Consider the following 24,365-nt stretch of genomic DNA (forward strand, 5'->3'; position numbering starts at 1 on the left):
CTCGAGCTCAACTCGTTCCAACACCGCAGCCCTCGTAAATCCGGCGCAGCTCCGCGTCGATGATCCGCGGACTCCGCGTCGCCGCGATGTGTTCCTGACCGCGCCGCCCGTCGCGCTCTGCCAGCTCCGGGTTGCGCAGGTACCGGCCGATCGCCGCCGCCAACGCGGACGCGTCACCGACGGGCACGAGCATGCCCGGGTCCGAGGCGATCTCCGCCGTGCCACCGACCGGGGTGGCCACGAACGGTCGCCCCCCGGCGAGGGCCTCGGTCAGGATCATCGGCATCGCCTCGGCGTACGACGGCAGCGTCACCACGCGGACCGACCGGAGTAGCTCGCGGACCCGATCCGGATGCACCGGGGGCTCGACGGTGAGGCGCTCCATTGGCGGCGGCGTGTAGTCGTCGACGACACCGACTATGCGGCAACGCCCTTCGATGCCCTCGGCCAGCAACAGTTGCCATGCCGCGACCAGCGTGTCGACGCCCTTGCGGCGGCCGATGGTGCCGGCGAAAAGCACCACGGGCGGTGTCGAGGCGGCCCCGGGCGCGTCTCGATCGATGGGGATCGGGTTGGCGACGATCGACACCGGCACCGCGGGCGCAACCCATTGCGCGCAGGCACGCGCTTCCTCCGACAACACGATGAGATGGTCCGCCTTCCTCAGGGTGGCGGCCACGAAACGGGGGTGCGACCGGGAAAACTGCGGAAAGTCGGAGCCGTGGATGGTGACGATCACCCGGAACCCTCGCGCCCGCGCAACGCGAATCAGCGACCCTTCGCGCAGCCACGCGCCGCCGTTCGACATATGGAAGTGCACGACGCTCCCGCGCGGTGCCCGAGCCAGCGCGGCGCCCGCGCGCGCGGTGAGCCACAGGTTCTTGGCGTGGTGACGCCCGTTCCACGTTGACAGGACGCGAATTTCGTCGGCGCCGATCCTGTTGTCGCGGATGACTCGGATCACTGACTGCGTCCCGCCGAAGCTGTACATGTCGGGCCCGACGTGAGTGACCGCAATCATTTTCCGCCGGCAGCGGCCGGCGCCGGCGCCGGGCCGGCATCCGCCTGATCCGCTTCGGAATTCCTGCGAAGTAGGCCGGCGAATCCCATCGCCGTTCCGAGGGCAAGCCCCAAAGCCAGTGCATCCATGGGCATTTCAGGCAGCGGCCAGACCGCGGATATCGCGAGCAGACCGGCGCAGACCGCCGCACTGATCTTCGCCTGCATCGTCGCACAGCGCAGCGCGCGGACAATCGGTGTCAACGCGATCCACGCGAACGCCGCCATGCCCACGGCCCCGGCCTTGGCCAGCCACCACTGGTAGAAGAGGTGGGAATAGGTGGGGCCCAACGTCCAGGCGAAGGCCTTCGGATCGTTGCCGGACGGCAGCTGGTAGGCGTAGCCCAGGCCGTGGCCGAACACCGGCGCCTGGGCGATCGCGGCGTTGAGCCGGGCGACTTCCCGCAGCCGGTCCAGCGTCGATTCGTCGGTGGCGAGCGCGCTGGCCGAAACCCCGCCGAAGACCCGCTGATTGAACGCGGTGAACTGATCGCTGAGCCACGACCCCGCGTCCGACTGCTGGAGCAGGAACAGCGACCCGGGCAATATCAGCGCGGCCACACCCGCGCTGACAGCGGCCACGGCGGCCGAACGGCGAAGCGCCCGCCAGCCGAAGCTGGCGAAGAAGGCGACGGTCGCGCCCACCGCCACCGCGATCAGCGTGTTCCGCGAGAAAGCCAGCAGCGAAATCATCAGCGCGGGCGGACCGAAGGCCAGGTACGTCATGGGCCGGACGCGACCGATGATCGACGCGGCGACCAGCGCGGTGAGCGCGGCGGTGGCCGGCGTCTGGGTGGATAGGACGATGCGGAGGGCTTGGCCGGCGCCCGTCGCGCCCTCCAGGCTTTCGGCGCGGCCGGCCAGCCGGATGGCATGCAACGAACTGAAGATCGCCATTGCCGCCGAGAACCACAGCGTCACGACCATCACGCGCATGCAGAACTTCAGATAGCCGCCGTACACGATCAACAGCGCCAAGACGAAGCCGATGACCATCTCGATCAAAGTCGTCGCTTCGTGCAGCACCATCGTGGCGTCGTGCCCCATCTGAAACCCGACCGCGGTGAAGTACACGACCGTCAACACGAACATCGCCGGCAGCAGGAAATCCTTCGACCGCGGTCTGACGATCGGGATGAGGTAACCGATCGCCAGCACCGCGGCCACCTGGTAGGCGTAGATCGCCACCGGCCCGATCACTTTGCCGATGTGCAATCCTTCCGGCAGCGCCGCGAACGCCAGGAACAGCGTCACCCCCACCAGCGCCTCGCGCTTCACCCAATAGACAACCAGGCAGAACGTCGCGGCGATGAGCAACACTCCCTCGGTGGTTCGGCGCACCGCGAGCACACCAAAGACGAAGCAGCCGAACAGGAATACCGTCAGCAGGACGCCGTCCACTGCCAGGCGAGGGCGACCGGGCAGGTAGGGAATCACGCCGGGCCGCCGACCTTCGTCCGATAGGTCTTGGCCGCGGCCCTGATGTGCAGCGCCGGCCGGGCGTCGGTCAGCACGGTGCCCACCACCTGTGCGCCGGCCGAGCGCAGGGCGGTCAGCGCGTCGTTGAGCTCGTCGACGGTGGTCCGGCGCGCCCGCACCACCAGCACCGTGGCCGACACCGCGCCCGACAGCAGGCCGCTGTCCGGCGTCGCCAGCACCGGCGGCCCGTCGACCACGATCCGGTCGAAGCGTGACGACAAGTCCAGCATCACCCTGTCGATCGCCTCCGGCAGAAACGCGCTGCAGGGCGGGGTCTCGCGGCGGGCGGACCGGGACGCGAGGATGAACAGCTTGGCGATCGGCGTCGGCTTCACGGCTTCCGCGGCGATCCCGGGGCTGGCCAGCGCGTTGGCCAGCCCCTCCCCTGACTCGACCCGCAGCAGACCGGCGATCACGTGCCGGCGCGTATCGCCCTCGACGAGCAGGACGTCCTCGCCGATCTCGGCCAGGGCCAGCGACAGGTTCAGTGCGGTGGTCGTCGTTCCTTCCCCACCGAACGGCGCCGCCACCAGCACGCGGCGGGCGTCGGGTCCGATCGCCCTGAGTAGCCGGGCGCGCAAGCCCCGCACGGCGTCGTCGAGGGCGGAGTCGACGCCGAACCGCGGGGTGTTCCCGCGCCTGCCGGGCAGCTCGGCCAAGGTCGGCAGGCCCGAAAGCTGTTCCAGCTTCTCCCGAGATCGCACGGTGCGATCGCTGGCCTCGCGGGCCACCGCCACCGCGATGGCCAGCAGGATTCCGGCAACGAATCCCATCGCCATGTTGCGCACCGGCACGGGCGTCACGGGGTGATCGGGCACCCGCGGCGCCTCCACCACCCGCGCCCTGGCCACCGGCATGGGTTTGGCCGCCGGTTGGCCGGGCGCTTCCGACGGTGGGGCCGCGGGTGGATTCGGCTCGCCGGCGTCGGACCGCGGGCCGGACGTCACCGGTACGGGCCGGCCATTCGGACCCGTGGTCGCGCCGAGTGTCGGCACCAGCGCGGCGAACTGATCGGCCATGGCTCCCGCCAAGGCCGCGGCCCGGTTCGGGTCGGTGTCCTTGACGGTGATCGTGAAAAGCTGAGACTTGGCGGTGTATTTCACCTGGGTTTGGGTCACCAGGGTGTCGGCGCTGATCGGTGCTTGCAGCTGGTTGACCGCGCGCTCCGCCACCGTCCGGCCGCCGGCGATCTGCGCGTAGGACGACAACCGTTCCTGTGCGGTCAGGGTGCCGTTGTACAACTCGGTGAGGTCGGTGGCTCCGGGAAAGGAAATGAGGATGGTGGCAGTCGACTGGTAATGCTTGGTCTGCAATGCCGTGACCGCCGCGGCGCCGATGGTGCACGCCAGCAATGCGCCCAAGGCGAGTTTCCAATGCGTGAGGAGAGTCCGGACAAAGGTGCGGAAATCCATCCACTAACCTCTCTGGGGCGACGCCACGCCAATAGCGTCGAATTGATTTGCCTTACACCCGCCGCGCAAAGCCCAGTGCACATTATGCAGCACTCGCCACGCAGCATCGTCCTAATCGCAATGCGTTCTCGTCCCCGCTTGGAAGCATTTGCTGGCGCCCACCATCATTGGCGCGGGACGGCAGTCAGCGCCTCCCGCGGGATGTCGAGGGTCGCGAGCGGGTACCCCCCGGATTCGTCGCGCCCCGAGCGGGCCAGCCGCATGGGCGGATAGTTCACCACGTGTGAAGCGTCCGGCTTGTGCTGTTGCCAATCCACGGAAGCGCGCAGCGTGTAGTGCCCGGGCGCCAAACCCGCCAGGTCGACGGTCACCGATTCGGTGAACGACGCCGGGGCCGGTTGATTACCCGAGTTCTCCTCGGACGGGACCAGCTTGTGCAGGGCCACGGCTGTCGGCAGCGTGCGGACCACCGCGCCGGAGAAATCCACCAGCCGGTAGCTGGGCTCCCATTTCTCGACGGCGACGGCGCTGCCGTAGTTGGTCCAAACCACCGATATGGTCGCCACGCGATCGCGAAACGATTCCGACCCCGGCCGCGCTTCCACGGAGTAGCGGTAGCCGGCCGACACGTTGGCCTGCGCCCACAGCAGGTACAACGTCGGATCCATCGGGGTGTTCGAATCAACGGCCGGGAAGTTGAAACTCGACGTCATGGACACGTGATACTTCACGACGTCGCGCAGGCCCTTTTCGTAGTAGGACCGCGGAGTGGTTCCATCGGGCAGCTGGCACCATTCGGTGATCACCAATGCCGAGGCCAACCGGTCTTTCAGTTGGCCGACGACCGGATCTTTCGTGTGCACGTAATACGAGCCGTCCGACTCCGCCCATACGGGCAGCGGCGCGTACACGCCGAGGCAATCCGAGCGGATGCCCACCGGCGCGGAGACCTTCTTGGTGACATCGTCGGCGAGCAGCTCCCGAACGATCTCGGGATTCAGCGCGGTGGTCACCAATCGCGTGTGGGGGAACGCGTTCACGTTCGCCGCGACGAGCTGTCCGATGGCCGCTTTGGTGATGCTTTGATCACGAAACTGGCTGTAGTAACCCAGCTTTGCGATGCTCTCTTCCGGAGAGGGACCCGCCGCGCCAAGCGTGTCGCGCAGAAAGGCGATGTGGTTTTCGCTGAAGTCCCCGTAGCCGGAGAACTCGAAAACGCTGAGCCGCTCGTCGCCGTCGTAGCGGCGACCGAGCGCGGCGAGCAGCTGCCCGAAGGCGTTCAGGTAGACGGGGTCGTTCCAGTTGGGGACCACGTGCGCCACCCCGGGTGTCCACCAGTATCGTTGCGGCCCCGTATAGCTGGTGGCGGCGGACCGCATCCAGTCCGGGATCGCGATGTTCGTGTTGTTCGCATAGGTGGCGTCGCAACAGGAGTTGTAGGCGAACACGCGAAGCGTGAGCCGCATGTTCCGGCTCGCAAGCTTCGCCAGCGCATCGTCGATCACGCTGAAGTCGAACTTGCGGTCGTCGGGAGCGTCGGCGGGCAGCGTGTTCGGGTCGGTGGGCTGCAACTGCCGCCACGAAACGCGCAAGCTGGCGTCGTACGACGCCGGCCACGCCGGATACCGCTGCTGCGCGGAATTCCCTTGCGGGAAAAGCGGCATCATCAGGTCTTCGTACTGCCCGCGCAGCGGATTCGGCACCTCCTGCACGCTGAGCGGGATGGCGGGACTGATCACGGCGGACAACGGGTTGGGGTCGCTGTGGTCGCCGCATCCGCTCAGCACCAGCGCCGAGCACGCGACGATCACCGCCGCACACTTCCTCAATTTTCGGACCATCGGTGCGATGCTAGATGGCGCTCGTCGGCAACGCCTTGAGGTCGGCCAAAAACGGCATCGGCAACCACCGCGCGGCCAGCAGCGCTTCCATCTCGTCGCCTGGGACGGGGCGCGACAACAAAAAGCCCTGCGCCCGGCGGCAGCCGTGCTGCATCAAAATCGTTGCCGCGGCCGCTGTTTCAACTCCCTCGGCCACCACGTCCAGGCCGAACGCCTCGGCCAGGCCGATGATGGCGCGAACGATCGCCAGATCGCCGGCGTTGTTGCCCAGGTCGCGCACGAATCCGGTGTCGATCTTGAGCATGTCGACCGGCAGGGATTTCAGGTGCGACAACACCGCATAACCGGTGCCGAAGTCGTCGATGGCCAGCTGGACCCCGACTTCCTTTAGCTCCGCCAGCGTTTTTCGGGTTGTATCGATGTCGTGCACCACGGCGCGCTCGGTGATCTCCAGGCACACCGAACCGGCCGCGATGCCGAACTCGTCGATGATGCCGGCGACGTCGCGCACGAACCCGCGGGTGATCAGTTGGACGGGCGACACGTTGATGCGCATGACGGCTTCCCGGCCGACGCCGTTGGCCTGCCAGCGACTGAACTCGGCGCATGCGCTGCGCAGCACCCAGCGGCCCAACTCCATCGCCAGGTTGGTCGATTCGGCGATCCCGATGAACGAATCCGGCAGCAGCAGCCCCCAGATCGGGTGCCGCCAGCGCACCAGCGCCTCGGCGCCGACGATGGCGCCCGTCGACAGGTCCACCTCCGGCAGGTAGTGCAGCAGCAGCGCCTCGCTGCCGATGTCGCCCTGCAGATGCAGCTCGATGTCGTTGCGGAACGCGCGCTTGAGGGACATGTCGTCGGTGGACACCGCAATCTGGTTGCCGCCAGCGCGTTTCGCCGTCAGCACCGCCTCGTCGGCCCGGCGGAGCAGGTCGGTGCAGTTGTCCCGCCCCGGAACGCCCACCGCCAGGCCGATGCTGACCGTCCGGCTGATCACGTGGCCGCCGATGGCCAGGCGCTCGCACAGCATCGTCGAGAGGCGACGGGCGAACGACTCCGCGGCTTCCGGCGCCAGCGGCTCGTCGGGCACGACGACGAACTCGTCCCCGCCCAACCGGGCGATCGTGCTGTTGGGAGCGCAGATCCGGATGCGTTGCGCGAAGACCCGGATGAACCAGTCACCGGCGGTGTGGCCGAGGTAGTCGTTGATCGGCTTGAGCCGGTCGAGGTCGAGGTACAGCACCGCGACCGGCCCTGGGCGCCCCGCCAACAACCGTTCGGTCAGGTGGGCGACCAGGGCACGACGGTTGTACAGGCCGGTCAGATCGTCGTGCTCGGCGAGGTAGCGGAGCTTCTCTTCCGCCGCGATGCGCGCTTGCACCTGCGCGAACAGCGCGGCGACGGCCTCGAGCGTATTGATCTCGTCCTGCTCCCACTTGCGGGCGCCGAACTTGACGAAGCCGAGCAAGCCGGTCGTCGTCTCGCCCGAGACCAGGGGGGCGGCGGCGACCGAAGGCGAGGCAGCCACTTTGGCCCCGCCCGGCCCGCGCCGGAAATAGCGTTTCGACTGCGCCGGCCGGATCACCACCGGTTTGCGGCCGTGCCCGCACTGCGCAAGGACCGACTCCGCGATGTCCAGCTGCGCGATGTCCAGCTGGGCGAAGTCCGTGGGATCCGGATCCGCGGCGACCGTTCGGGGTGGCCACTCGGCAACCAGCGCCGAGGCCCGGGTCTGCGGGTCGAGGTGTCGCAAGAAGCTGGCGTCCACGTCGAACTGCTCGACGAGTTGTGCGAGCACCTTCTGGCTCACCAGGGTGGCGGTCGCTGCCGTGGCTTCCATCAGCTGCGTGGCAACGGAGGTGACGACCAGGTCCAGGCTGCGCGGCACGGTCTCCTCCGATACGGGCATACGTTCACCCGGGCGGCCACCGCGTTTGACGGTTGCCCGATCGGGGGGACGGTCTCAATGACGAATCCCGTCGAATGCGCGCCCGTACGCATCGAGGGCAGGTCACGATCGGTTTCAGTCAGCAAAAACGTATCACGCAGTAGCCGCTTCATCCGGGCTAACGAGCAACTTGCGCGGGCGCTGGTCTACGGCGAGACGGACGCATCATTGACCGTTGGCGGAGGCGTCGCTCGCGATGTCCAGCGTGGCGATCGGATACAGGCCGGAACCGTCGCGGCCGTCGCGGGCCAGCGCCATCGGCGCGTAGTTCACCACGTGGGAGGCGCCCGGCTTGTGTTGCTGCCATTCCACGGACGCGCGCAGCGTGTAGTGCCCGGGCGCCAGCCCCGTCACGTCGACGCGCACCGACTCCGTCGACGACTCCGGAACCGCCTCCTCGCGTGACTGGCTGGAGTCGTCGTGCGACAGCGTCTTGAGATTGACCGTCGCCGGAATGGTGCGGACCACCGCTCCCGAGAAATCGACCAGCTTGTAACCGGGTGCCCATCGCTCGGTGGCCGCCGCCGAACCGTAGTTGGTCCAGATGACCGAGATGGAAGCCACCTTGCCCTGGATGGACTGCGAGCCCGGCTTGGCCTCCACCGAATACCGGTAACCGGCGGACGTGTTCGCCTTGGCCCAGAGCAGATAGAGCTTGGAGTCCATCGCCGAGGTCGCATCCCGGTCGGGGAAGTCGGCGCTCGCCGTCATCGAGACGTGATACCTGACGACGTCGTGCAGGGCCTTCTCGTAGTACGACCGGGGGTCGGTCCCGTTCGGCAACCGGCACCACTGGCTGATCACCAGCGCCGAGGTGAGCCGCTGCTTGATCGTGTTGACAGCGGCGTCGTCGAACCGGACGTAGTGGGAGTCGCTGGACTCGGCCCATTCCGGCAGGGGTGACTGCACCCCAAGACAATCCGCGCGGACGCCGACCGGTGCGGACAGCTTTTTCGTCACGTCGTCGGCGAACAACTCGCGGACGATCTCCGGATTCTCGGCGGCGACCACCAGCTGGGTGTGAGGGAACGCGCCGACGTTCGCCGCGACCAGTTGCCCGATGGACGCCTTGGTGATGCTTTGATCACGGAACTGGCTGTAATAGCCCAACTTCGGCACGCTGTCGTCCGGCGCGGGGCCGGGGGCGCCGAGCGCATCACGCACGTACGCGAGGCTGGCCTTGCCGAAATCACCGTAGCCGGAGAACTCGAACACGCTGAGGCGCTCGTCGCCGTCGTAGCGCCGCCCGAGCGCGGCGAGCAACTGCCCGAAACCGTTCAGGTAGCCGGGATCATTCCAATTCGGGACCACCTGCGCCACACCGGGTCCGGCACCGTTAGGCGCCGCGGGATAGCTGGTGGCCGCGGAGCGGATCCAGTCCGGAATCGCGATGTTGGTGTTGTCGGGATAGAAATCGTTGCAACAGGACTTGTAGGCGTATACGCCCAGGGTCAGCCGCATGTTTCGGCTGCCGAGCTTTGTGAGCGCGTCGTCGATCACGCTGAAGTCGAACTTGCGGTCGTCGGGAGCGTCGGGGGGCAGCGTGCGCGGGTCGACGGGCTGCAGCTGCCGCCACGAAACCCGCAAGCTGGCGTCGTCCGACGCGGGCCAGGCAGCGTATCGCTGCTGCGCGGGATTGCCTTGCGGGAAAAGCGGATTCAAGCCTTCTTCGTACTGGCCGCGCAGCGGGTTGGGGATCTCCTGAGCGGTAGGCGGAATGGCCGGACTGACCATCGCGGACAGTGGGCCGGGATCGCTCTTGCCACCGCATCCGCTCAGCACCATAGCCGCGCACACGGCAGCGGCCAGCGCGCTATTCCTCGTCTTCACGGTTGCTTCTCCCAACACACACCGATGCCCACTGAAGTGGCCCCATACTGCCTGGGTTATCCGGTACGTGTATCCGACGCGGGGCAGGTCACGAATTGGCGTAGCGCAGCCTAACACGCACGTCGCCGCCGTCCCCGGCCCCCGAGGTGGCTCTCGTGAGGCGCGTCACAATGTGGGGCGGGCCTGTCACGCTCGGCCGGCCCGCGGTGTCTCGAGGGCATCAGGCCCATCAGAACAGGAGACAGCAATGAGCGAGGTAGCCGCCCGGAAAATTCACGTCGTCGTGGTCGGAGGCGGATACGCCGGAACAGTGGCCGCGAACCATCTACGGCAGCGTCCGGACATCGACATCACCCTGGTGAACTCCCGGCCCGTCTTCGTGGAGCGGATCCGCCTGCATCAGTTGGTCGCCGACACCGGCGCCGCGACCGCCGACTACTCCACGCTGTTGGGCGACGGCATCCGATTGGTCGTCGACACCGTCGACCGCATCGAGGCCACCGCGCGTCGCGTCCTGCTGTCCTCGGGCGCCGAGCTCGACTACGACTACCTGATCTACGCGGTCGGCAGCACCGGTGCGACACCGGTGGCGGTGCCCGGATTCGCGGACTTCGCGTACGCGGTCGCCGACTTGGAAAGTGCGCAGCGTTTGCGCTACGCGCTCGTCGACCTGCCGCTGGCCGCGCCCGTCACCGTCGTCGGCGGCGGCCTGACCGGCATCGAAACCGCCGCCGAGCTGGCCGAACAGGGCCGCCAGGTGACCCTGGTGTGCGGCGGCGCGCTCGGCCCGTCGCTGAGCAAGCGGGGCAGGCGCTCGGTCGCCAAGCGCCTGCGCGGCTTCGGCGTCAACGTGCTGGAATCCGCGATGGTGACCGAGGTGCGCTGGGACGCGGTGGTGCTCGCCGACGGCGCCGTGCTGCCGAGCGCGGCGACCGTCTGGACGGCCGGATTCGCCGTGCCGGACCTGGCCGCGCGCAGCGGCCTGAGCACGGACGCGGCGGGCCGCCTACTCACCGACGAGACGCTGACCAGCGTCGACAATCCCTACGTCGTCGCGGCGGGAGACGCCGCCGCGCCGTCGGGGCAGCCCCTGCGGATGAGCTGCCAGGCCGCCGGGCCGTTGGGCGCGCAAGCCGCCAACACCGTGCTCAGCCGCATCGCCGGAACAGCCCCGGCCCCGCTCAGCCAGGCGTTCGTCGGTCAGTGCATCAGCCTCGGCCGCACCTACGGCACGGTGCAGCTGTCGCGCACCGACGACACCCCGGTGAACATGGCGCTGGGCGGCAGGACGGGTGCCTCCATCAAAGAAGCCATCTGCAAGGGCACGCTGTGGGCCATCCGGCGCGAGGCCGCCAAGCCCGGCTCCTACCTCTGGCTCAAGGGTGGCAAGAGGCCCGCGCAGGCACCGGCCGAGATCGCTCTGCGATGACGCGCCCGCCCGCCGGCAGTGAGCACGCGGAACGGTTCACCGTGCTGCGGCCGCTGCTGTTCACCATCGCCTACGAGATGCTGGGCTCGGCGACCGAAGCCGACGACGTGCTGCAGGACAGCTACCTGCGGTGGGCGGCGGTCGACCTGTCGACCGTGCGCGACACCAAGTCGTATCTCGCCCAGCTGGTGACCCGCCAGGCGCTCAACGCGCTGCGCACCGATGCGCGTCGTCGCGAGGACTACGTGGGGCCGTGGCTGCCCGAGCCGCTGCTGCTCGACGACCAAGATCCCTCCACCGATGTCGTTCTGGCGGAATCGATTTCGATGGCGATGCTGGTCCTGTTGGAGACGCTGAGCCCCGACGAGCGCGCGGTGTTCGTGTTGCGCGAGGTGTTCGGCTTCGACTACGGCGAGATCGCCGAGGCGGTGGGCAAGCCCGCGCCGACGGTCCGGCAGGTGGCACATCGGGCGCGTGAGCACGTGCGGGCGCGACGGAAGAGGTTCGACGCGGCCGACCCGCAACGCAACGCGCAGATCACCGCCCAGTTCCTCGCGACGGCCGCCAGCGGCGATGTGGAGACGCTCATGACGATGCTCGCCCCCGACGCCACCTGGACCGCGGACAGCGGCGGCAAGGTGTCCGCGGCGCGCCGGCCGGTGGTGGGGGCCGACCGGGTGGCCCGGGCCATCATCGGCCTGATCCGCAAGGCCACGGAGTTCGCCGCATTCCGCGTCGACATGGTGACGTGCAACAGCGCCCCGGCCGTCCTGCTCTACCTGGGCGATCACCTCGAAGGGGTGATCACGCTGGAAATCGCCGACGACAAAATCACCAACTTCTACGTCACGCGCAACCCGGACAAGCTGGTGGCCCTGGCGACCGCCCGTGACGTCAGCCGCGGCTAGGTGACCGCCCTTCTGTCAAGCTAGGGCGGTGCGTATCGACCGGCTCGGCGACCTCGGCGCCGCACCCGAGGTGTTGCGCGCCGTGGGCGACGCCACGGCGCGCCTCGGTCTGCCGCCGCCGGCAGCGCTGACCGGCGACTGGTTCGGCGCGCTGGCGGTGATCGCCCCGAGCGTGTCGGTGCAGCCGGTCGATCCCGACGCGGCCTTCGCGGTCCAGCTGAGCTCGCAGACCGTCGACGCGCAGGCGGTGGGGGGCGGCTGGATCGGCTACCTCTCCTATCCCGATCCCGGCGCCGAGGGCGGGCCGAACCGGATACCCGAGGCCGCGGGCGGTTGGACCGACTGCGTCCTGCGCCGCGACCGGGACGGGCAGTGGTGGTACGAAAGCCTGTCCGGCGCGCCGATGCCGGACTGGCTGGCCGCCGCGCTGGCGACGCCGCCGCCGGAGCGCGATTGCCGCATCGACTGGGGGCCCGCCGACCGGGCGGCCCACCGCGATGGGGTGCTGAACTGCCTCGAGGCCATCCGCGCCGGCGAGGTCTACCAGGCCTGCGTGTGCACGCACTTCACCGGGACGGTCACCGGCGCCCCGCTGGACTTCTTCGCCGACGGCATCGCCCGCACCTCCCCGGCGCGGGCCGCGTATCTGGCCGGGGCGTGGGGCGCGGTGGCGTCGCTGTCCCCGGAGTTATTCCTGCGGCGGCGCGGCACGCTCGTGACCTCCAGCCCGATCAAAGGCACCCTGCCCCTGGACGCCTGGCCGTCGGCGCTGCGGGCGTCGGCCAAAGAGGTGGCCGAGAACATCATGATTGTGGACCTGGTGCGCAACGACCTCGGCCGGGTAGCGCTCGTCGGCACCGTCACCGTGCCCGAGTTGTTGGTGGTCCGGCGTGCGCCCGGCGTGTGGCACCTGGTGTCCACCGTGTCGGCGCGGGTTCCGGTCGAACTGCCGACGTCGGCGCTGCTCGACGCCGCCTTCCCGCCGGCCTCGGTTACCGGGACCCCCAAACACCGGGCCCGCCAACTGCTTTCGCAGTGGGAGCCGCATCGACGCGGGATATATTGCGGCACAATCGGTTTGGCCTCTCCCGTGGCCGGATGCGAGCTGAACGTCGCCATCCGCACGGTCGAGTTCGACGCCGCGGGTGGCGCCGTGCTCGGCGTCGGCGGGGGGATCACCGCGGACTCCGATCCCGACGCCGAATGGGCCGAATGCCTGCACAAGGCGTCCCCCATCGTGGGGCAGCCGCGCATCGCCGCCGCGTTTTCGGCCGGCTGACCTCACGCGCGGCGCGACTGCAGGACCGCGTCGTAGAGCTGGCGTGAGCGCACCCCCGGATTCGCGTCGGCCACCTCACCGCAGGCGTCCTTGACGCGGGCGCCGTCGGCGACCAGCTCCTCCACCCGCGCGACCAGCGACGGCAGGTCGGCGCGTGGGGTCGCACCGGCGAGCACGACGGTGATCTCGCCGAGCACCCCGTCGTCCGACCACGCCGCCAGCTCGTCGAGCGATCCGCGCACCACCTCCTCGTGCACCTTGGTCAGTTCCCGGCAGATCGCCGCCCGGCGGTCACCGCCGAGTTGGTCGACGGCGTCGCGCAGAGTCGCGGCCAACCGGCGCGGCGATTCGAAGAACACGCAGGTGCGCCGCTCGTCGGCCAGCGACTCGAGCCAGGTCCGCCGCGCGGCCTTCTTGCGCGGCGCGAAACCCTCGAAACAGAATTTCTCCGCCGGGAGACCCGACAGTGCCAGCGCGGTCATCACCGCCGACGGGCCCGGGAGACAGGTCAGCGGAAGGTCGGCCTCCACGCACGCCGCGACCAGCCGGAAGCCGGGGTCGCTGATCAGCGGCATCCCGGCATCGCTGACCACCAGCACCGTCGCACCCACTTTGAGGGCGGCGATCAGCGAGTCCACCCGGGCCGCCTCCACCCGGTCGAACAGGCTGATCACCCGGCCGGAAATGGTGACGTCCAGCGCTTTCGCCAGCGTCCGCACCCGGCGGGTGTCCTCGGCCGCCACCACGTCCGCGTGGGCGAGGGCGTCGATCAGGCGGGGCGAGGCGTCCGACGGTTGGCCCAGCGGCGTTGCGCCCAGCAACAGGCGGCCAGTGGTCATGCCCGACAGCCTACGATCGACAGCGATGTCCGCCCCGCCCCGCGAAAGCCCCGTCGTCGAGGACGAGCGTGTCGTGCCCGTCGTCAGCCCGGGTCCGATGGTTCCGGTGGCCGACTTCGGGCCCACCGATCAAATCCGCGGCTGGGTCGTCACGGGCGTGATCGCCGTACTGGCGGCAATCACCCGCTTCCTCAATCTGGGTTCGCCGACCGATGCCGGCACCCCCGTCTTCGACGAGAAGCATTACGCGCCGCAGGCCTGGCAGGCGCTGCACAACCACGGGGTGGAGGACAACCCCGGGTTCGGCTTGGTGGTCCATCCGCCGGTCGGCAAGCAGCTGATCGCGATCGGGGAGGCGATCTTCGGATACAACGGCGTCGGCTGGCGCTTCACCGGCGCCCTGCTCGGCGTGGTACTGGTCGTGCTGGTGACGCGGACCGTCCGGCGGATCAGCCGCTCGACGCTGGTCGGCGCCATCGCCGGCGTGCTGGTGATCTGCGACGGGGTCAGCTTCGTTGCCGCGCGGACCGCGCTGCTCGACGGCATCCTCACCTTCTTCGTGGTCGCGGCGTTCGGCGCGCTGATCGTCGACCGGGATCAGGTGCGCCAGCGCATGCACGTCGCGCTGCTTGCGGGGCGCGCCGCCGAGACGGTGTGGGGGCCGCGCCTGGGGGTGCGCTGGTGGCGCTTCTCCGCGGGCGTCCTGCTCGGATTGGCTTGCGGGACAAAGTGGTCCGGGCTGTATTTCGTGCTGTTCTTCGGCGCGATGTCGTTGGCGTTCGACGTGGCGGCGCGGCGCCAGTACCAGGTGCCGAACCCGTGGCGGGGGGTTTTGCGGCGCGACCTGATTCCCACCGCTTACGCGCTCGCGCTCGTCCCGTTTGCGGTGTACCTGGCCAGTTACGCGCCGTGGTTCGCGTCCGAGACCGCGATCGATCGACACGAGGTGGGTCAGTCGATCGGTCCGCACTCGGTGGTGCCGCTGCCCGACGCCATCCGCTCGCTATGGCATTACACCGCCAAGGCTTTCGATTTTCATAAGAGCCTGACGAACGCCGCGGGGAACTACCACCCGTGGGAGTCCAAGCCGTGGAGCTGGCCGATGTCGTTGCGGCCAGTGCTGTACGCGATCGATCAGCAGAACGTCTCCGGGTGCGGCGCGCAGTCGTGCGTCAAGGCGGAGATGCTGGTGGGCACTCCGGCAATGTGGTGGCTCGCGGTCCCAGTCCTGGTGTATGCGGCCTGGCGCACCTTCGTCCGCCGCGACTGGCGTTATGCCGTTGTGCTGACCGGCTATTGCGCCGGCTGGCTGCCCTGGTTCGCCGACATCGACCGCCAGATGTACTTCTTCTACGCGGCGACGATGGCGCCGTTCCTGGTGATGGGGATCGCCCTGATCTGTGGCGACATCCTCTACCAGCCGGGTCGAGCCCGCGGGCTGAGCTCGGAACGGCGCACACTCGGGCTGATCGCCGTGTGCTGCTACGTCGCGTTGGTGGTGACGAACTTCGCCTGGCTGTTCCCGGTGCTCACCGGCCTGCCGATCTCGCAGCAGACTTGGGACATGGAGATCTGGCTGCCCAGCTGGCGGTAGTCGATTTTTGCGCCGAGATTGCCGCTATGGCTGTGATATCCGCGCTATCCACAACCATGGCGGCAATGTCGACGAGAGGCGGGCGGCGGCGCTCATGATGAGCGCGTGGCGGGGGTGTTTCTCGGAAGCGAAGCGATAGCACGCGGTTCGCTCACTCGCAGCCAATTGCGTTGGAACTACCGGCGAATCCATCGAGACGTCTATGTCCCGAAGAACGCGCTCACGTCACTTCATGACAATATCTTGGCCGCCTGGCTGTGGTCGGGTCGGCGAGGGATCATCGCCGGCTGCGCCGCCGCCGCGCTCCACGGAGCCAAATGGGTCGACGACTTCACCCCAGTAGAGATCATCGGGCCCTTCAACCATTCACCGCCCGGCATCATCATTCGCCGAGAACGCATCAGCGCCCAGGATTTGGTCGAGCTCAACGGACTACCAGCAACCAGTCCGGCGCGGACGGCATTCGATATCGCACGCCACCTGCCGCGGGTTCGAGCGGTGTCCCACCTGGATGCCCTTTCGGCCGCGACCGGCCTCACCGCTGCCGAAGTCATCCCGCTCATTGGCCGCAACAGAGGAGTCCGTGGCGTCCGACAATGCCAGGCCGCCCTTTCCCTGATGGACGGCGGTGCGCAATCGCCGAAAGAAAGCTGGTTGCGCCTCGTCTTGATAGACGCAGGTCTACCGCGGCCGACCACCCAGATCAAAGTCACTGACGGCGGGTTCGTGGCCTATCTAGATATGGGCTGGCAGCACGCGATGGTGGCGATGGAGTATGACGGCGACCAGCATCGCACCGATCGAAACCAGTACGTGAGAGACATTCGCCGAGCCGAAATGTTGAGTCGACTCGGCTGGAACGTGATCAGGGTGATCAACGAGGACCGCCCCCACGTCATCGTTCAACGAGCACGCGATGCGCTAGACCGGTACTCGCCGAGATTGCCATGAGGGCTGTGGAAGATGCTCTATCCACAACCATGGCGGCGATCTCGACGTCTAATGCAGCGGGTCGCGGGCGACCGGGCACGACATGCAGCGGGGGCCGCCGCGGCCGGTGCCCAGCTCGGACCCCGCGATGGTCAGCACCTCGATGCCCGCGTCCTGCAGGCGGGCATTGGTCTGCGCGTTGCGCTCGTAGGCGACGACGACTCCGGGCGCCAACGCCAAGGTGTTGTTGCCGTCGTCCCATTGCTCCCGTTCGGCGATGACGGGGTCCAACCCCGTGTCGATGACGCGCAGCCTGTCGATCTCCATCGCCTTGGCGGCGGCCTCCAGAAAGGGCGCCTCGTCGCTGATGGCGACGCCGTCCGGCGTGCGCTCGATCGTGAACGCCGAGAGCGTGTCGACGACGTTGGCGTACATCACCACGGTGTCGGTGTCGACCATCGTGCACACCGTGTCCAAGTGCATCTGCGCGCGCCGCTGGGCGATCGGCACGGCCAGCACCTTGTGCGCGAGGTCGTCGTCAAAAAGGCTGCGGGCCAACGCTTCCGCACCCGCCGGGGTGGTGCGCTCGCCCACGCCAACCGCGACCACCCCGGGGGCGAGCAGCAGGACGTCACCTCCTTCGACCGGGGCGGTGCGCGACTCGTAGGCGCGCCGCACTCCGGTGAACCGCGGGTGATGGGCGTAGATGAGATCGGTCAACGATGCCTCGCGCACCCGGGCGCGCAGCGCCAGCGTGGGGATGACCACCCGCGGACCGATCCAGATCGACGAGTCACGGGTGAACACGAGGTTGGGCAGTGGCTCGATGACGAAGTCGGCGCCGTGGTGCATGCGCAGCACCAACGACACGTCGGTGCGGATGTCCGAAGGCAATTCGTTGAACGTCATGCCGGCCATCAGCACCTGGGCCAGCCTGCCGGCGTCCAGGCCCCGCAAGTACGCCGAAAGAGATTGCGCCAGCGGCACTCCGAGCCGGCGCGCGTCGACGGCGGCGGCGACACCCTGCATCCGCGCGGCCCCGCTGTGGGTCAGCGCCTCGGCCAGCAGGTCCGACAACAGCAGCACCTCCACGCCGCGAGCGCGGAGCAGCTCGGCGAACTGGTCGTGTTCGTCTTGCGCGCGCGCGACCCAGGGCAACCCATCGAAGAGCAACTGGTCCATGTTGCGCGGATTCAGCCGCCGCAGCTCGCCGCCGGGGCGGTGCAGGATGACGACCCGCAGCGTGCCCACCTCGGAATTGGTGCCCAGCTCAACCACACCCACAGTGAAAACGGTAGCCGGTCGCGCCGCCGGTCCCCGCTCCATCGAACGGATGTGCGATAGACTGGGCGTCGTGGAGATGGCGGCACAAGGCTCCCTGTTCCAGCACACCGAGCGCAGAGAACTCGGTGACGGCGCCTTTATCGAGATCCGCGCGGGCTGGCTCACCGACGCCGACGACCTGCTCGAAGGTCTGTTATCGGCCGTGCCCTGGCGGGAGGAACGCCGCCAGATGTATGACCGGGTGGTCGACGTGCCGCGACTGGTCAGCTTTCACGACCTCACCGTCGACGAGCCGCCCCATCCGCTGTTGGCCCGGCTGCGGCGCCGGCTCAACGATATCTACGCGGGCGAGCTGGGCGAGCCGTTCACCACGGTCGGGTTGTGCTGCTACCGCGACGGCTCCGACAGCGTCGCCTGGCACGGCGACACCATCGGCCGCAGCAGCTCCGAGGACACCATGGTGGCGATCATCAGCCTGGGCGCTACCCGTACCTTCGCCATGCGCCGGCGGGGTGGCGGCCCGTCGTTGCGGCTGCCGCAGGCGCACGGGGATCTGCTGGTGATGGGCGGATCGTGCCAACGCACCTGGGAGCACGCCGTGCCCAAGACGGCGTCGCCGGTGGGCCCGCGCGTCAGCATCCAGTTCCGCCCGCGCGGTGTGCGCTAGGTCTGAGACACTGTTCGCGCGCTAGCTGCGGACCGCCTTCACCGCGCTGACGAGCAAGTCGCGGGCGCGTTGCGTGTCGACCGGGGCGACCGGCTGGCCGGGAATGACCAGCGGGTTGGCGGTGACGATCACCTGATAATCACCGAATTGGGCGGAGTAGTCGTAGAGCTCGCCGGTGCGAGGGCCGCCGGCGACCAGCGCCTGCAGGACGCGGTGCACCCCCAGCGTGTGGGTCCCGTCGATCTGCGGCGCATCCACCACCTCCATGCCGCCGCGTAGTTGCGGGCCGGAAAACGCCACCTTGGCGCAGTCCTTACCGGGGTCGTTGAAGGGCAAGGCTTTTGAGGTCTCGACGGCGATGACCACGAACCGGTTGCCCTTGCCCTCGGCGGAAATGGCGGCCATGTTGCCCTGCAGGTCCGGCGGCATTTCCGGCCCCGCCGCCGCTTTCGCGCAGTTGGCCGGGTCGAACGTCAGCCCCTCGGGGAGCTTGCGGCCGGACAACACCTTGGGATCGATCCCCCGCTCGCCGATGTCGGTGACCTTGAAGTCGGGCCCGAAGCTCGACTTGACCTCGGAGACCTTCTTGATGTCGACCTTGGCCGAGGTGGCCCCCGACGAGCACCCGGCGAGCACACCCACCACCGCGACCGCGAACGCCAGCTTGAACATCGTGGCCAATCTACCCAAGGCCGATGTATCAGCTGCGCAACGTGGACACCGTTTTGACGAGCAGATCGGCGGCGAACTGCGGGGGCAGGGCGGGCACCACCGAACCAGGGTCGGTGGTCAATGTGGTGAACGCGTAGAAGTTGCCCAGGTAGGCGGTGAATGTGTATGTGCGCGAATCGATCTCGGTGCCCGACTCGACGGCCGACTTGACATCGGCCACCATTCCGACGGTTTGGGCGCCATCGATATGCGGGGCGTCGATGAGGTGCACGCTTGCCGTGCTGCGCCCGGCGGTAACGGTCCACTGGCCACACGCGGCGACGACGTCGCCCGGCAGTTCGACCGGCCCCGGCAACGCCACCACCACCGCGTCGACGATCCCGCCGCTGCCCGAACCGGACACGCCCTGCGCCGACTGGTCGCGTCCACTGCCGGGATCGGCAAGGGTCCCGCACTGGGGCGGCCTCGCCTTGCTATCCGATGCGTCGGGCCCCAGGCTCCAGATCGCCCCCGGGGAGACTCCGCTGGGGATGCCCGTGGACGCCTCGTAACCGGGCGGCAGGTCGCGAACCACCCGTTTGATGTTGGCGGGGTTGACCGCCGTCGGCGGCGGCGCCTTGGCGGGCGTCCGCGACGGTGCGGGCGCCGGCGCATGAGCGCACGCCGCCACCAGCAACGCGATCGCGGGAGTTGCCACCGGGCCAAACCGGAACGGCCGCATGCCCGTTGATAGCACAACGAGCGGGCTCAGCCGACCACCTCGATCATCTGGCGGGCGACGTGCTCGATCTTTGCGGCCACGTCACGCCGAAACCCGTGGTTGCGCCGCTCGGGCACGTCGATGACGGTGGTGATCACACCGACGTCTTCGCGCTGCCAGACCGCCCCATAGTGGTCCATGATCGTGCGCATCGGCAGATTGTCGGAAAGCATTCGCGCGGAGAACCTTTCGACCCCGGCGACCCGTGCCGCGATGGACAGCGCGTTGATCAGGAACGTGCCGATCCCGCGTCCCTGGTAAGCGTCGGCGACGGTGAAGGCGATCTCGGCGACGCTGCGGTCGTCTTCATCGCGCACGAAGCGCGCGTCGGCCACCGGGTCCTTCCCGTCGATCACCACCCAGACGAAATGGTCGACATAGTCGACCTCCGAGAGGTAGTGCATCAACGCCGGCGTGGGAAGGCGCGGCGTCATGAAGCGCCGGTACAGCGTCTCGCTGGAGAATTCGATGTGTCCGTGCACGGTTCGCTCGCTGTCACCGGGCAGTACCGGTCGCAGCATCAGATGCGTTCCGTCCCGGACCCGGATCGGGATCGGCGTGATGAACCCCGCGAGACGCTGGCGCACCGTGCGCAGCAGACGCTCCATGACCCCGGGTATGTGGACCATGCGGACAAAGGCGTCGTTGTCGCCGATCCAACCGGTCAGCGGCCCGGCGGTGGTGACCGTCGCGGTCCGAGGGATGTGGCGCAGCAGGGCGATCTCTCCGATGAGCATGCCCGGGAATGCGTGCTCGACGATGACCACGCCGTCGTCGCCTACGTGGGTGATCTCGACGATGCCGGACGAGATGAGCAGGAAGGACACCGCTGCTTCGCCCTGCTGCATCAGCACCTGGCCGGCCGTGGCGCGCAGCGGTTGCAGCGAGGCGGCCAGCGGCACCAGATCGGATGCGGGACATCCCTCGAAGATGTCCATCGTCGCCAGCTCGTCCGCTCGGGCGCCGGTCAAGGCCACTGCGATAGCCCGCCGATCACACCGTCGCGCCGTGAATCTGCGCATCGCGGTGACCGCTGTGCCATGACCTGCCCGCCTGCGTTGCCGTCGTCTACCGCGCCAGGTCCGACAATCCCGGCCGCGGTCGGATGTTGCCCAGGTTATGGGCTCGGTTCCGGCCGCGGCAAGGACGCGCGGGCAGACACTTCGCCAGGGTGATGCCGCGGGGCATGATGTTCGGGTGAGCGCGGGCCCGGCAAAGATCCAGGTGGGCGGCCTATGGTTCGATGCCCTGACCGAAGACCAGGTCGTCGACGTCGTGCGCGAAGCCTGGGCGGCCGGCCGCGGCGGCTCGATCGTCCCGGTGAACGTCGATGTGGCCCGCGCGGCCGCACGCGCCCCTGAGCTGGCCGACCTGATAGCCCGCGCATCCCTCGTCGTCGCCGACGGCATGCCGCTGGTGTGGGCGGCGCGGGCCAAAGGCGACCGGCTGCCCGAGCGGGTCGCCGGCTCGTCGTTGATCTTTCCGCTGAGCGCCGCGGCGGCCGCCGACGGGAAGTCGGTGTACCTCCTGGGAGGGGCCGAAGGGGTGCCGGAACGGGCGGCCGGGGCGCTCGTGGCACGGTCCGCGGACCTGCGCGTCGCCGGCACCCTGTCGCCGCCGTTCGGCTTCGACGACACCGAGGACGGGGCGCGGCGGGCGGTCGCCGCCGTTGCGGCCGCCGCACCCGATCTGGTCTTCGTAGGTCTGGGCTTCCCCAGGCAGGAGCGCCTCATCGAGCTGGTGCGCCAGGAGCTCCCCCACGCCTGGTGCCTCGCCTGCGGCGGCGGCATCGCGATGACCGCCGGGGTCGTCCGCCGGGCCTCCCCCGTGCTGCAACGGCTCGGATTCGAGTGGGTGCACCGGCTGGCGCTCGAGCCGCGGCGCCTCGCCCGCCGCTACCTGCTGGACGATCTACCGTTCGCGCTGGCACTGGTGAGTCGCTCTGCGGCCCAACGGTTTAGGCGCAACCAGGCTCCTTGGCACTCAAGATGAGTCGCACGGCGGCCGGGAGGTCGTCGACCACAACGTCGGCACCGGCCGCCTCCCCGTCACCGGCGCGGAGCAGGACGGTCGCCGTGCCGGCCGCTCGGCCCGCTTCCACATCGGCCTCGCTGTCGCCGATCATCACCGCCTCAGCCAAGGCGAAACCGTGCTCCTGCGCCGCGCGCACCAACATGCCCGCGCCGGGCTTGCGACAGTCGCAGCTGGCCGCCGCGTGCGGGCAGTGGTACGCGGCGTCCAAACGGGCGCCTTCGTCCGCCAGGAGTTGTTCCAGGCGGTCATGGACGGCGGCGAAACGCGCCGCGTCCGCGGCCGGCTCCGATAGCCAACGCTGATTGGTCACCAGGATGGTGCGCAGGCCGGCCTCGTTCAGGGCGGCCACCGCCTTGGCGGCGCCCGGCAACAACACCAGGTCGTCGGGCGACCGGACGTACTCGCCGTCGGCGGCCTTGACGTTGATGGTCCCGTCCCGATCCAGGAAGACGGTGCGCACTTTCCGCAGGTCGGCCATCGGTCGCGACGGTCTCAGCAGGGCCGGGAGAACAACGCCGCTTCGACCATCTCGCAGATCGAGTGGCCCAGGTGCAGGCAGGCCTCCTGGATCCGTCCGGTGTCGTCGCTCGGCACCCGGATGCAGAACTGGGCGACGTCGGCCACCTTGCCCCCGCGCACACCGGTGAGCGCCACCGTCGTCATCCCGGCATCGGCGGCCGCCTCCAGCGCGCGGACGACATTCGGCGAGTTGCCCGACGTGGTGAGGCCGACCACGACGTCCCCCGGCCGGCCGGCGGCGAGCACCTGGCGGGCAAACACCTCGTCATAGGAGTAGTCGTTGCCGATCGCCGTCATCGCGGCCGTGGCGTCCGGCAGGCTGAACGCGGCAAGACCCGGGCGGTCAAAAGCGAAGCGCCCCATCAACTCTGCGGCCAGATGTCCCGCGTCTTGGGCCGATCCGCCGTTGCCGAAGAAGATCACCTTTCCGCCGGCGCGCAACGACTCGATTATCAGCCGTGCGATCTCGACGGTCTGCTCGGCGATGGCGCCCGACAGCATCCGCTGCTTGACCGCGATGGTGTCGGCCAGTCGCTCCTGGACCAGCTCGACGCTTGGCGTCACGACATCCGAGCGGCTCATGCCTGCCATGTGGTCAATCCCTTGCTCTCGAAAGCGAATTCGGTGATGGTGGCGCCGGCCGACTCGAGGCTTTCGATCAGGCGGTGCTTCTTCGCGAAGTCGCAGAACAGCAGGATGTAGCCGCCGCCGCCCGCCCCGGTGATCTTGCCGCCGAGTGCGCCGTTGCGCAGGGCCAGGTCGTAGAGCTCGTCGATGCGCTCATTGGTGATGTACGGCGACATGCGCTTCTTCTGGGTCCAGGCCTCGCCCAGCAGGGCGCCGAATTCGCTCAGCTTGTTCGTCAGCAGGGCGGCCTTCATGGCCACCGCCAGCTCCTTCTGTGCCCGGAGTCCGGCCAGGGTGTCGTCGGCACCGGTGGTGGCGCGCCGCGTCTGGTCCTCGATCACTCGGGCGGAGTCCCGCGTGATGCCGGTAAAGCACAGCAGCAGGCTCAGTTCGAGCTCGAACGCGGTCTCCTCGCGGATGCGCAGCGGGTTGACGATCACGCGGTCGGTGAACTCGATGAAGTTGAATCCCCCGAACGTGGCCGCGTACAGGTCCTGCATGCCACCCGTGATGCCCAGGTCCTCGCGCTCGATCGCGCAGGCCAGCTGCGCGGTCTCGTATTCGCCCATCGGCACGCCGTAGTGCTCGGCGAGCAGGCCGGTCAGCGCGACCATCATGGTCGACGACGAGCCCAGACCCGATCCCGGCGGAGCGCTCGACCGCAGCACCAGGTCATAGCCGTCCGTGCCCTCCTTGCCGAACCTGCGCACCGCGGCCTTGATCAGATCCAGGCTGCCGTCGTAGAGAATCTCGCTGTCGAGCGTCATCTCGTGGGTGGTCTTGAAGTCCACCGACTCGATCGTGACCCGGCGGTCGGTGCGTGGGGACAGCGATCCCTGCGCGTATCGGTCGATGGTCGCGGAGAGGACGCAGCCGCCTTCGGTGGTCGGGAACGGCGGTACGTCGGTGCCGCCTCCCGCGAATGAAATCCGCAGCGGCGCACGGGCGCGGATTCGGGGCCGGGGAAGGGAATTCACTGTCGACGTAATCCGCTCAGCCGGCCGACGCGCGTCCCGCGATCGTCAGCGAAAGGTGCGCCACGTCCTAACCCCATCCATTGCCTGAGCGAGGCCCCAATGCATCGCCTCTCACGAAGAGCCCTAGCGTAACAGCCGGATCGGCAGAAAAATCGGGATTCACCTGCGGATTATGCCAACCCGTCCAAGCCTTCACGAAAGCGATGAAATGAGCCAGGATGCAGTCGAATTGACCCGTGGTCTGCTCACCGAGGCCGCGGTAGCGCGGCACGGTTTC

Annotated in this window: 22 protein-coding genes; 7 read left to right on the plus strand and 15 right to left on the minus strand. The window is 68.6% G+C overall.

What is annotated here, in order from left to right:
- Positions 1-7: 7 nt before the first annotated feature.
- The 6 genes from A5697_RS07245 to A5697_RS07270 form a co-directional block, all read right to left on the minus strand.
- Complete coding sequence (locus tag A5697_RS07245; protein ID WP_067944131.1) at positions 8-1,021, minus strand: glycosyltransferase family 4 protein; 1,014 nt, start codon at positions 1,019-1,021, stop codon at positions 8-10.
- Positions 1,018-2,496: an O-antigen ligase family protein gene (locus A5697_RS07250; protein WP_068009277.1), complete on the minus strand. Its 1,479-nt coding sequence runs from the start codon at positions 2,494-2,496 to the stop codon at positions 1,018-1,020. The genes A5697_RS07245 and A5697_RS07250 overlap by 4 nt, the downstream gene beginning before the upstream one ends.
- A complete protein-coding gene (locus A5697_RS07255) occupies positions 2,493-3,950 on the minus strand; it encodes a polysaccharide biosynthesis tyrosine autokinase (protein ID WP_068009278.1) in 1,458 nt (485 codons plus the stop codon). Before A5697_RS07255 ends, A5697_RS07250 begins: the two co-directional genes overlap by 4 nt.
- Positions 3,951-4,114: 164 nt before the next feature.
- Positions 4,115-5,791: a hypothetical protein gene (locus tag A5697_RS07260; RefSeq protein WP_068009280.1), complete on the minus strand. Its 1,677-nt coding sequence runs from the start codon at positions 5,789-5,791 to the stop codon at positions 4,115-4,117.
- 10 nt (positions 5,792-5,801) lie between these two features.
- A complete protein-coding gene (locus A5697_RS07265) occupies positions 5,802-7,679 on the minus strand; it encodes a bifunctional diguanylate cyclase/phosphodiesterase (protein ID WP_068009318.1) in 1,878 nt (625 codons plus the stop codon).
- Positions 7,680-7,904: 225 nt separating this feature from the next.
- Positions 7,905-9,524 (minus strand): hypothetical protein, encoded by a 1,620-nt coding sequence (locus tag A5697_RS07270; RefSeq protein ID WP_231971997.1) that lies wholly within the window; start codon positions 9,522-9,524, stop codon positions 7,905-7,907.
- Positions 9,525-9,816: 292 nt separating this feature from the next.
- On the opposite strand from A5697_RS07270, the gene A5697_RS07275 reads away from it, so the two are divergent.
- From A5697_RS07275 to A5697_RS07285, 3 genes are read left to right on the plus strand one after another with little or no spacing between them, the layout of a single operon-like run.
- Positions 9,817-10,998 carry an NAD(P)/FAD-dependent oxidoreductase gene (locus A5697_RS07275; RefSeq protein WP_068009282.1) on the plus strand — a complete coding sequence of 394 codons (1,182 nt, stop codon included), beginning with the start codon at positions 9,817-9,819 and terminating at the stop codon, positions 10,996-10,998.
- Positions 10,995-11,906: an RNA polymerase sigma-70 factor gene (locus tag A5697_RS07280; protein WP_068009284.1), complete on the plus strand. Its 912-nt coding sequence runs from the start codon at positions 10,995-10,997 to the stop codon at positions 11,904-11,906. Before A5697_RS07275 ends, A5697_RS07280 begins: the two co-directional genes overlap by 4 nt.
- Positions 11,907-11,934: 28 nt before the next feature.
- Entirely contained in the window at positions 11,935-13,185 is a 1,251-nt protein-coding gene (locus A5697_RS07285; protein ID WP_068009287.1) for an aminodeoxychorismate synthase component I, read from the plus strand.
- Between the two features lie 2 nt (positions 13,186-13,187).
- Here the strand turns inward: A5697_RS07285 and rsmI are convergent, their stop codons facing one another.
- On the minus strand, positions 13,188-14,024 hold the full coding sequence (rsmI, locus tag A5697_RS07290) for a 16S rRNA (cytidine(1402)-2'-O)-methyltransferase (RefSeq protein WP_068009290.1): 837 nt from the start codon (positions 14,022-14,024) through the stop codon (positions 13,188-13,190).
- A 25-nt stretch (positions 14,025-14,049) separates the two neighbouring features.
- Between rsmI and A5697_RS07295 the strand changes: the two genes are divergently transcribed.
- Entirely contained in the window at positions 14,050-15,618 is a 1,569-nt protein-coding gene (locus A5697_RS07295; protein ID WP_068009293.1) for a dolichyl-phosphate-mannose--protein mannosyltransferase, read from the plus strand.
- Positions 15,619-15,723: 105 nt separating this feature from the next.
- Positions 15,724-16,569 carry an endonuclease domain-containing protein gene (locus A5697_RS07300; RefSeq protein WP_067944117.1) on the plus strand — a complete coding sequence of 282 codons (846 nt, stop codon included), beginning with the start codon at positions 15,724-15,726 and terminating at the stop codon, positions 16,567-16,569.
- A gap of 48 nt (positions 16,570-16,617) precedes the next feature.
- On the opposite strand, the gene arcA is transcribed toward A5697_RS07300, so the two are convergent.
- A complete protein-coding gene (gene arcA, locus A5697_RS07305; RefSeq protein WP_067944116.1) occupies positions 16,618-17,832 on the minus strand; it encodes an arginine deiminase in 1,215 nt (404 codons plus the stop codon).
- Between the two features lie 70 nt (positions 17,833-17,902).
- On the opposite strand from arcA, the gene A5697_RS07310 reads away from it, so the two are divergent.
- Positions 17,903-18,499, plus strand: coding sequence for an alpha-ketoglutarate-dependent dioxygenase AlkB (locus A5697_RS07310; RefSeq protein ID WP_197500947.1), 597 nt, complete (start codon positions 17,903-17,905; stop codon positions 18,497-18,499).
- A gap of 21 nt (positions 18,500-18,520) precedes the next feature.
- Here A5697_RS07310 and A5697_RS07315 read toward each other — a convergent pair whose 3' ends face one another.
- The 3 genes from A5697_RS07315 to A5697_RS07325 are packed head-to-tail and all read right to left on the minus strand — an operon-like array spanning position 18,521 to position 20,953.
- Positions 18,521-19,171, minus strand: a complete 651-nt coding sequence (locus A5697_RS07315; protein WP_067944115.1) for a DUF5642 family protein — start codon at positions 19,169-19,171, stop codon at positions 18,521-18,523.
- 28 nt (positions 19,172-19,199) lie between these two features.
- Complete coding sequence (locus A5697_RS07320; protein WP_068009296.1) at positions 19,200-19,892, minus strand: DUF5642 family protein; 693 nt, start codon at positions 19,890-19,892, stop codon at positions 19,200-19,202.
- Between the two features lie 26 nt (positions 19,893-19,918).
- Positions 19,919-20,953: a GNAT family N-acetyltransferase gene (locus A5697_RS07325; RefSeq protein WP_068009298.1), complete on the minus strand. Its 1,035-nt coding sequence runs from the start codon at positions 20,951-20,953 to the stop codon at positions 19,919-19,921.
- A 175-nt stretch (positions 20,954-21,128) separates the two neighbouring features.
- On the opposite strand from A5697_RS07325, the gene A5697_RS07330 reads away from it, so the two are divergent.
- A complete protein-coding gene (locus A5697_RS07330; protein ID WP_082953279.1) occupies positions 21,129-21,923 on the plus strand; it encodes a WecB/TagA/CpsF family glycosyltransferase in 795 nt (264 codons plus the stop codon).
- On the opposite strand, the gene A5697_RS07335 is transcribed toward A5697_RS07330, so the two are convergent.
- From A5697_RS07335 to A5697_RS28305, 4 genes are all read right to left on the minus strand, one after another.
- A complete protein-coding gene (locus A5697_RS07335; RefSeq protein ID WP_067949067.1) occupies positions 21,889-22,443 on the minus strand; it encodes an HAD-IIIA family hydrolase in 555 nt (184 codons plus the stop codon). The genes A5697_RS07330 and A5697_RS07335 overlap by 35 nt on opposite strands.
- A 14-nt stretch (positions 22,444-22,457) precedes the next feature.
- Positions 22,458-23,075, minus strand: coding sequence for an SIS domain-containing protein (locus tag A5697_RS07340; RefSeq protein ID WP_197500948.1), 618 nt, complete (start codon positions 23,073-23,075; stop codon positions 22,458-22,460).
- A complete protein-coding gene (locus A5697_RS07345; RefSeq protein WP_067949071.1) occupies positions 23,063-24,088 on the minus strand; it encodes a GHMP kinase in 1,026 nt (341 codons plus the stop codon). Before A5697_RS07345 ends, A5697_RS07340 begins: the two co-directional genes overlap by 13 nt.
- A 67-nt stretch (positions 24,089-24,155) precedes the next feature.
- A partial coding sequence (locus A5697_RS28305) for a hypothetical protein (RefSeq protein ID WP_231971996.1) occupies positions 24,156-24,365 on the minus strand: 210 nt, incomplete at its 5' end.

This window comes from Mycobacterium sp. E3251, from assembly GCF_001666835.1.
Classification (GTDB): Bacteria; Actinomycetota; Actinomycetes; order Mycobacteriales; family Mycobacteriaceae; genus Mycobacterium.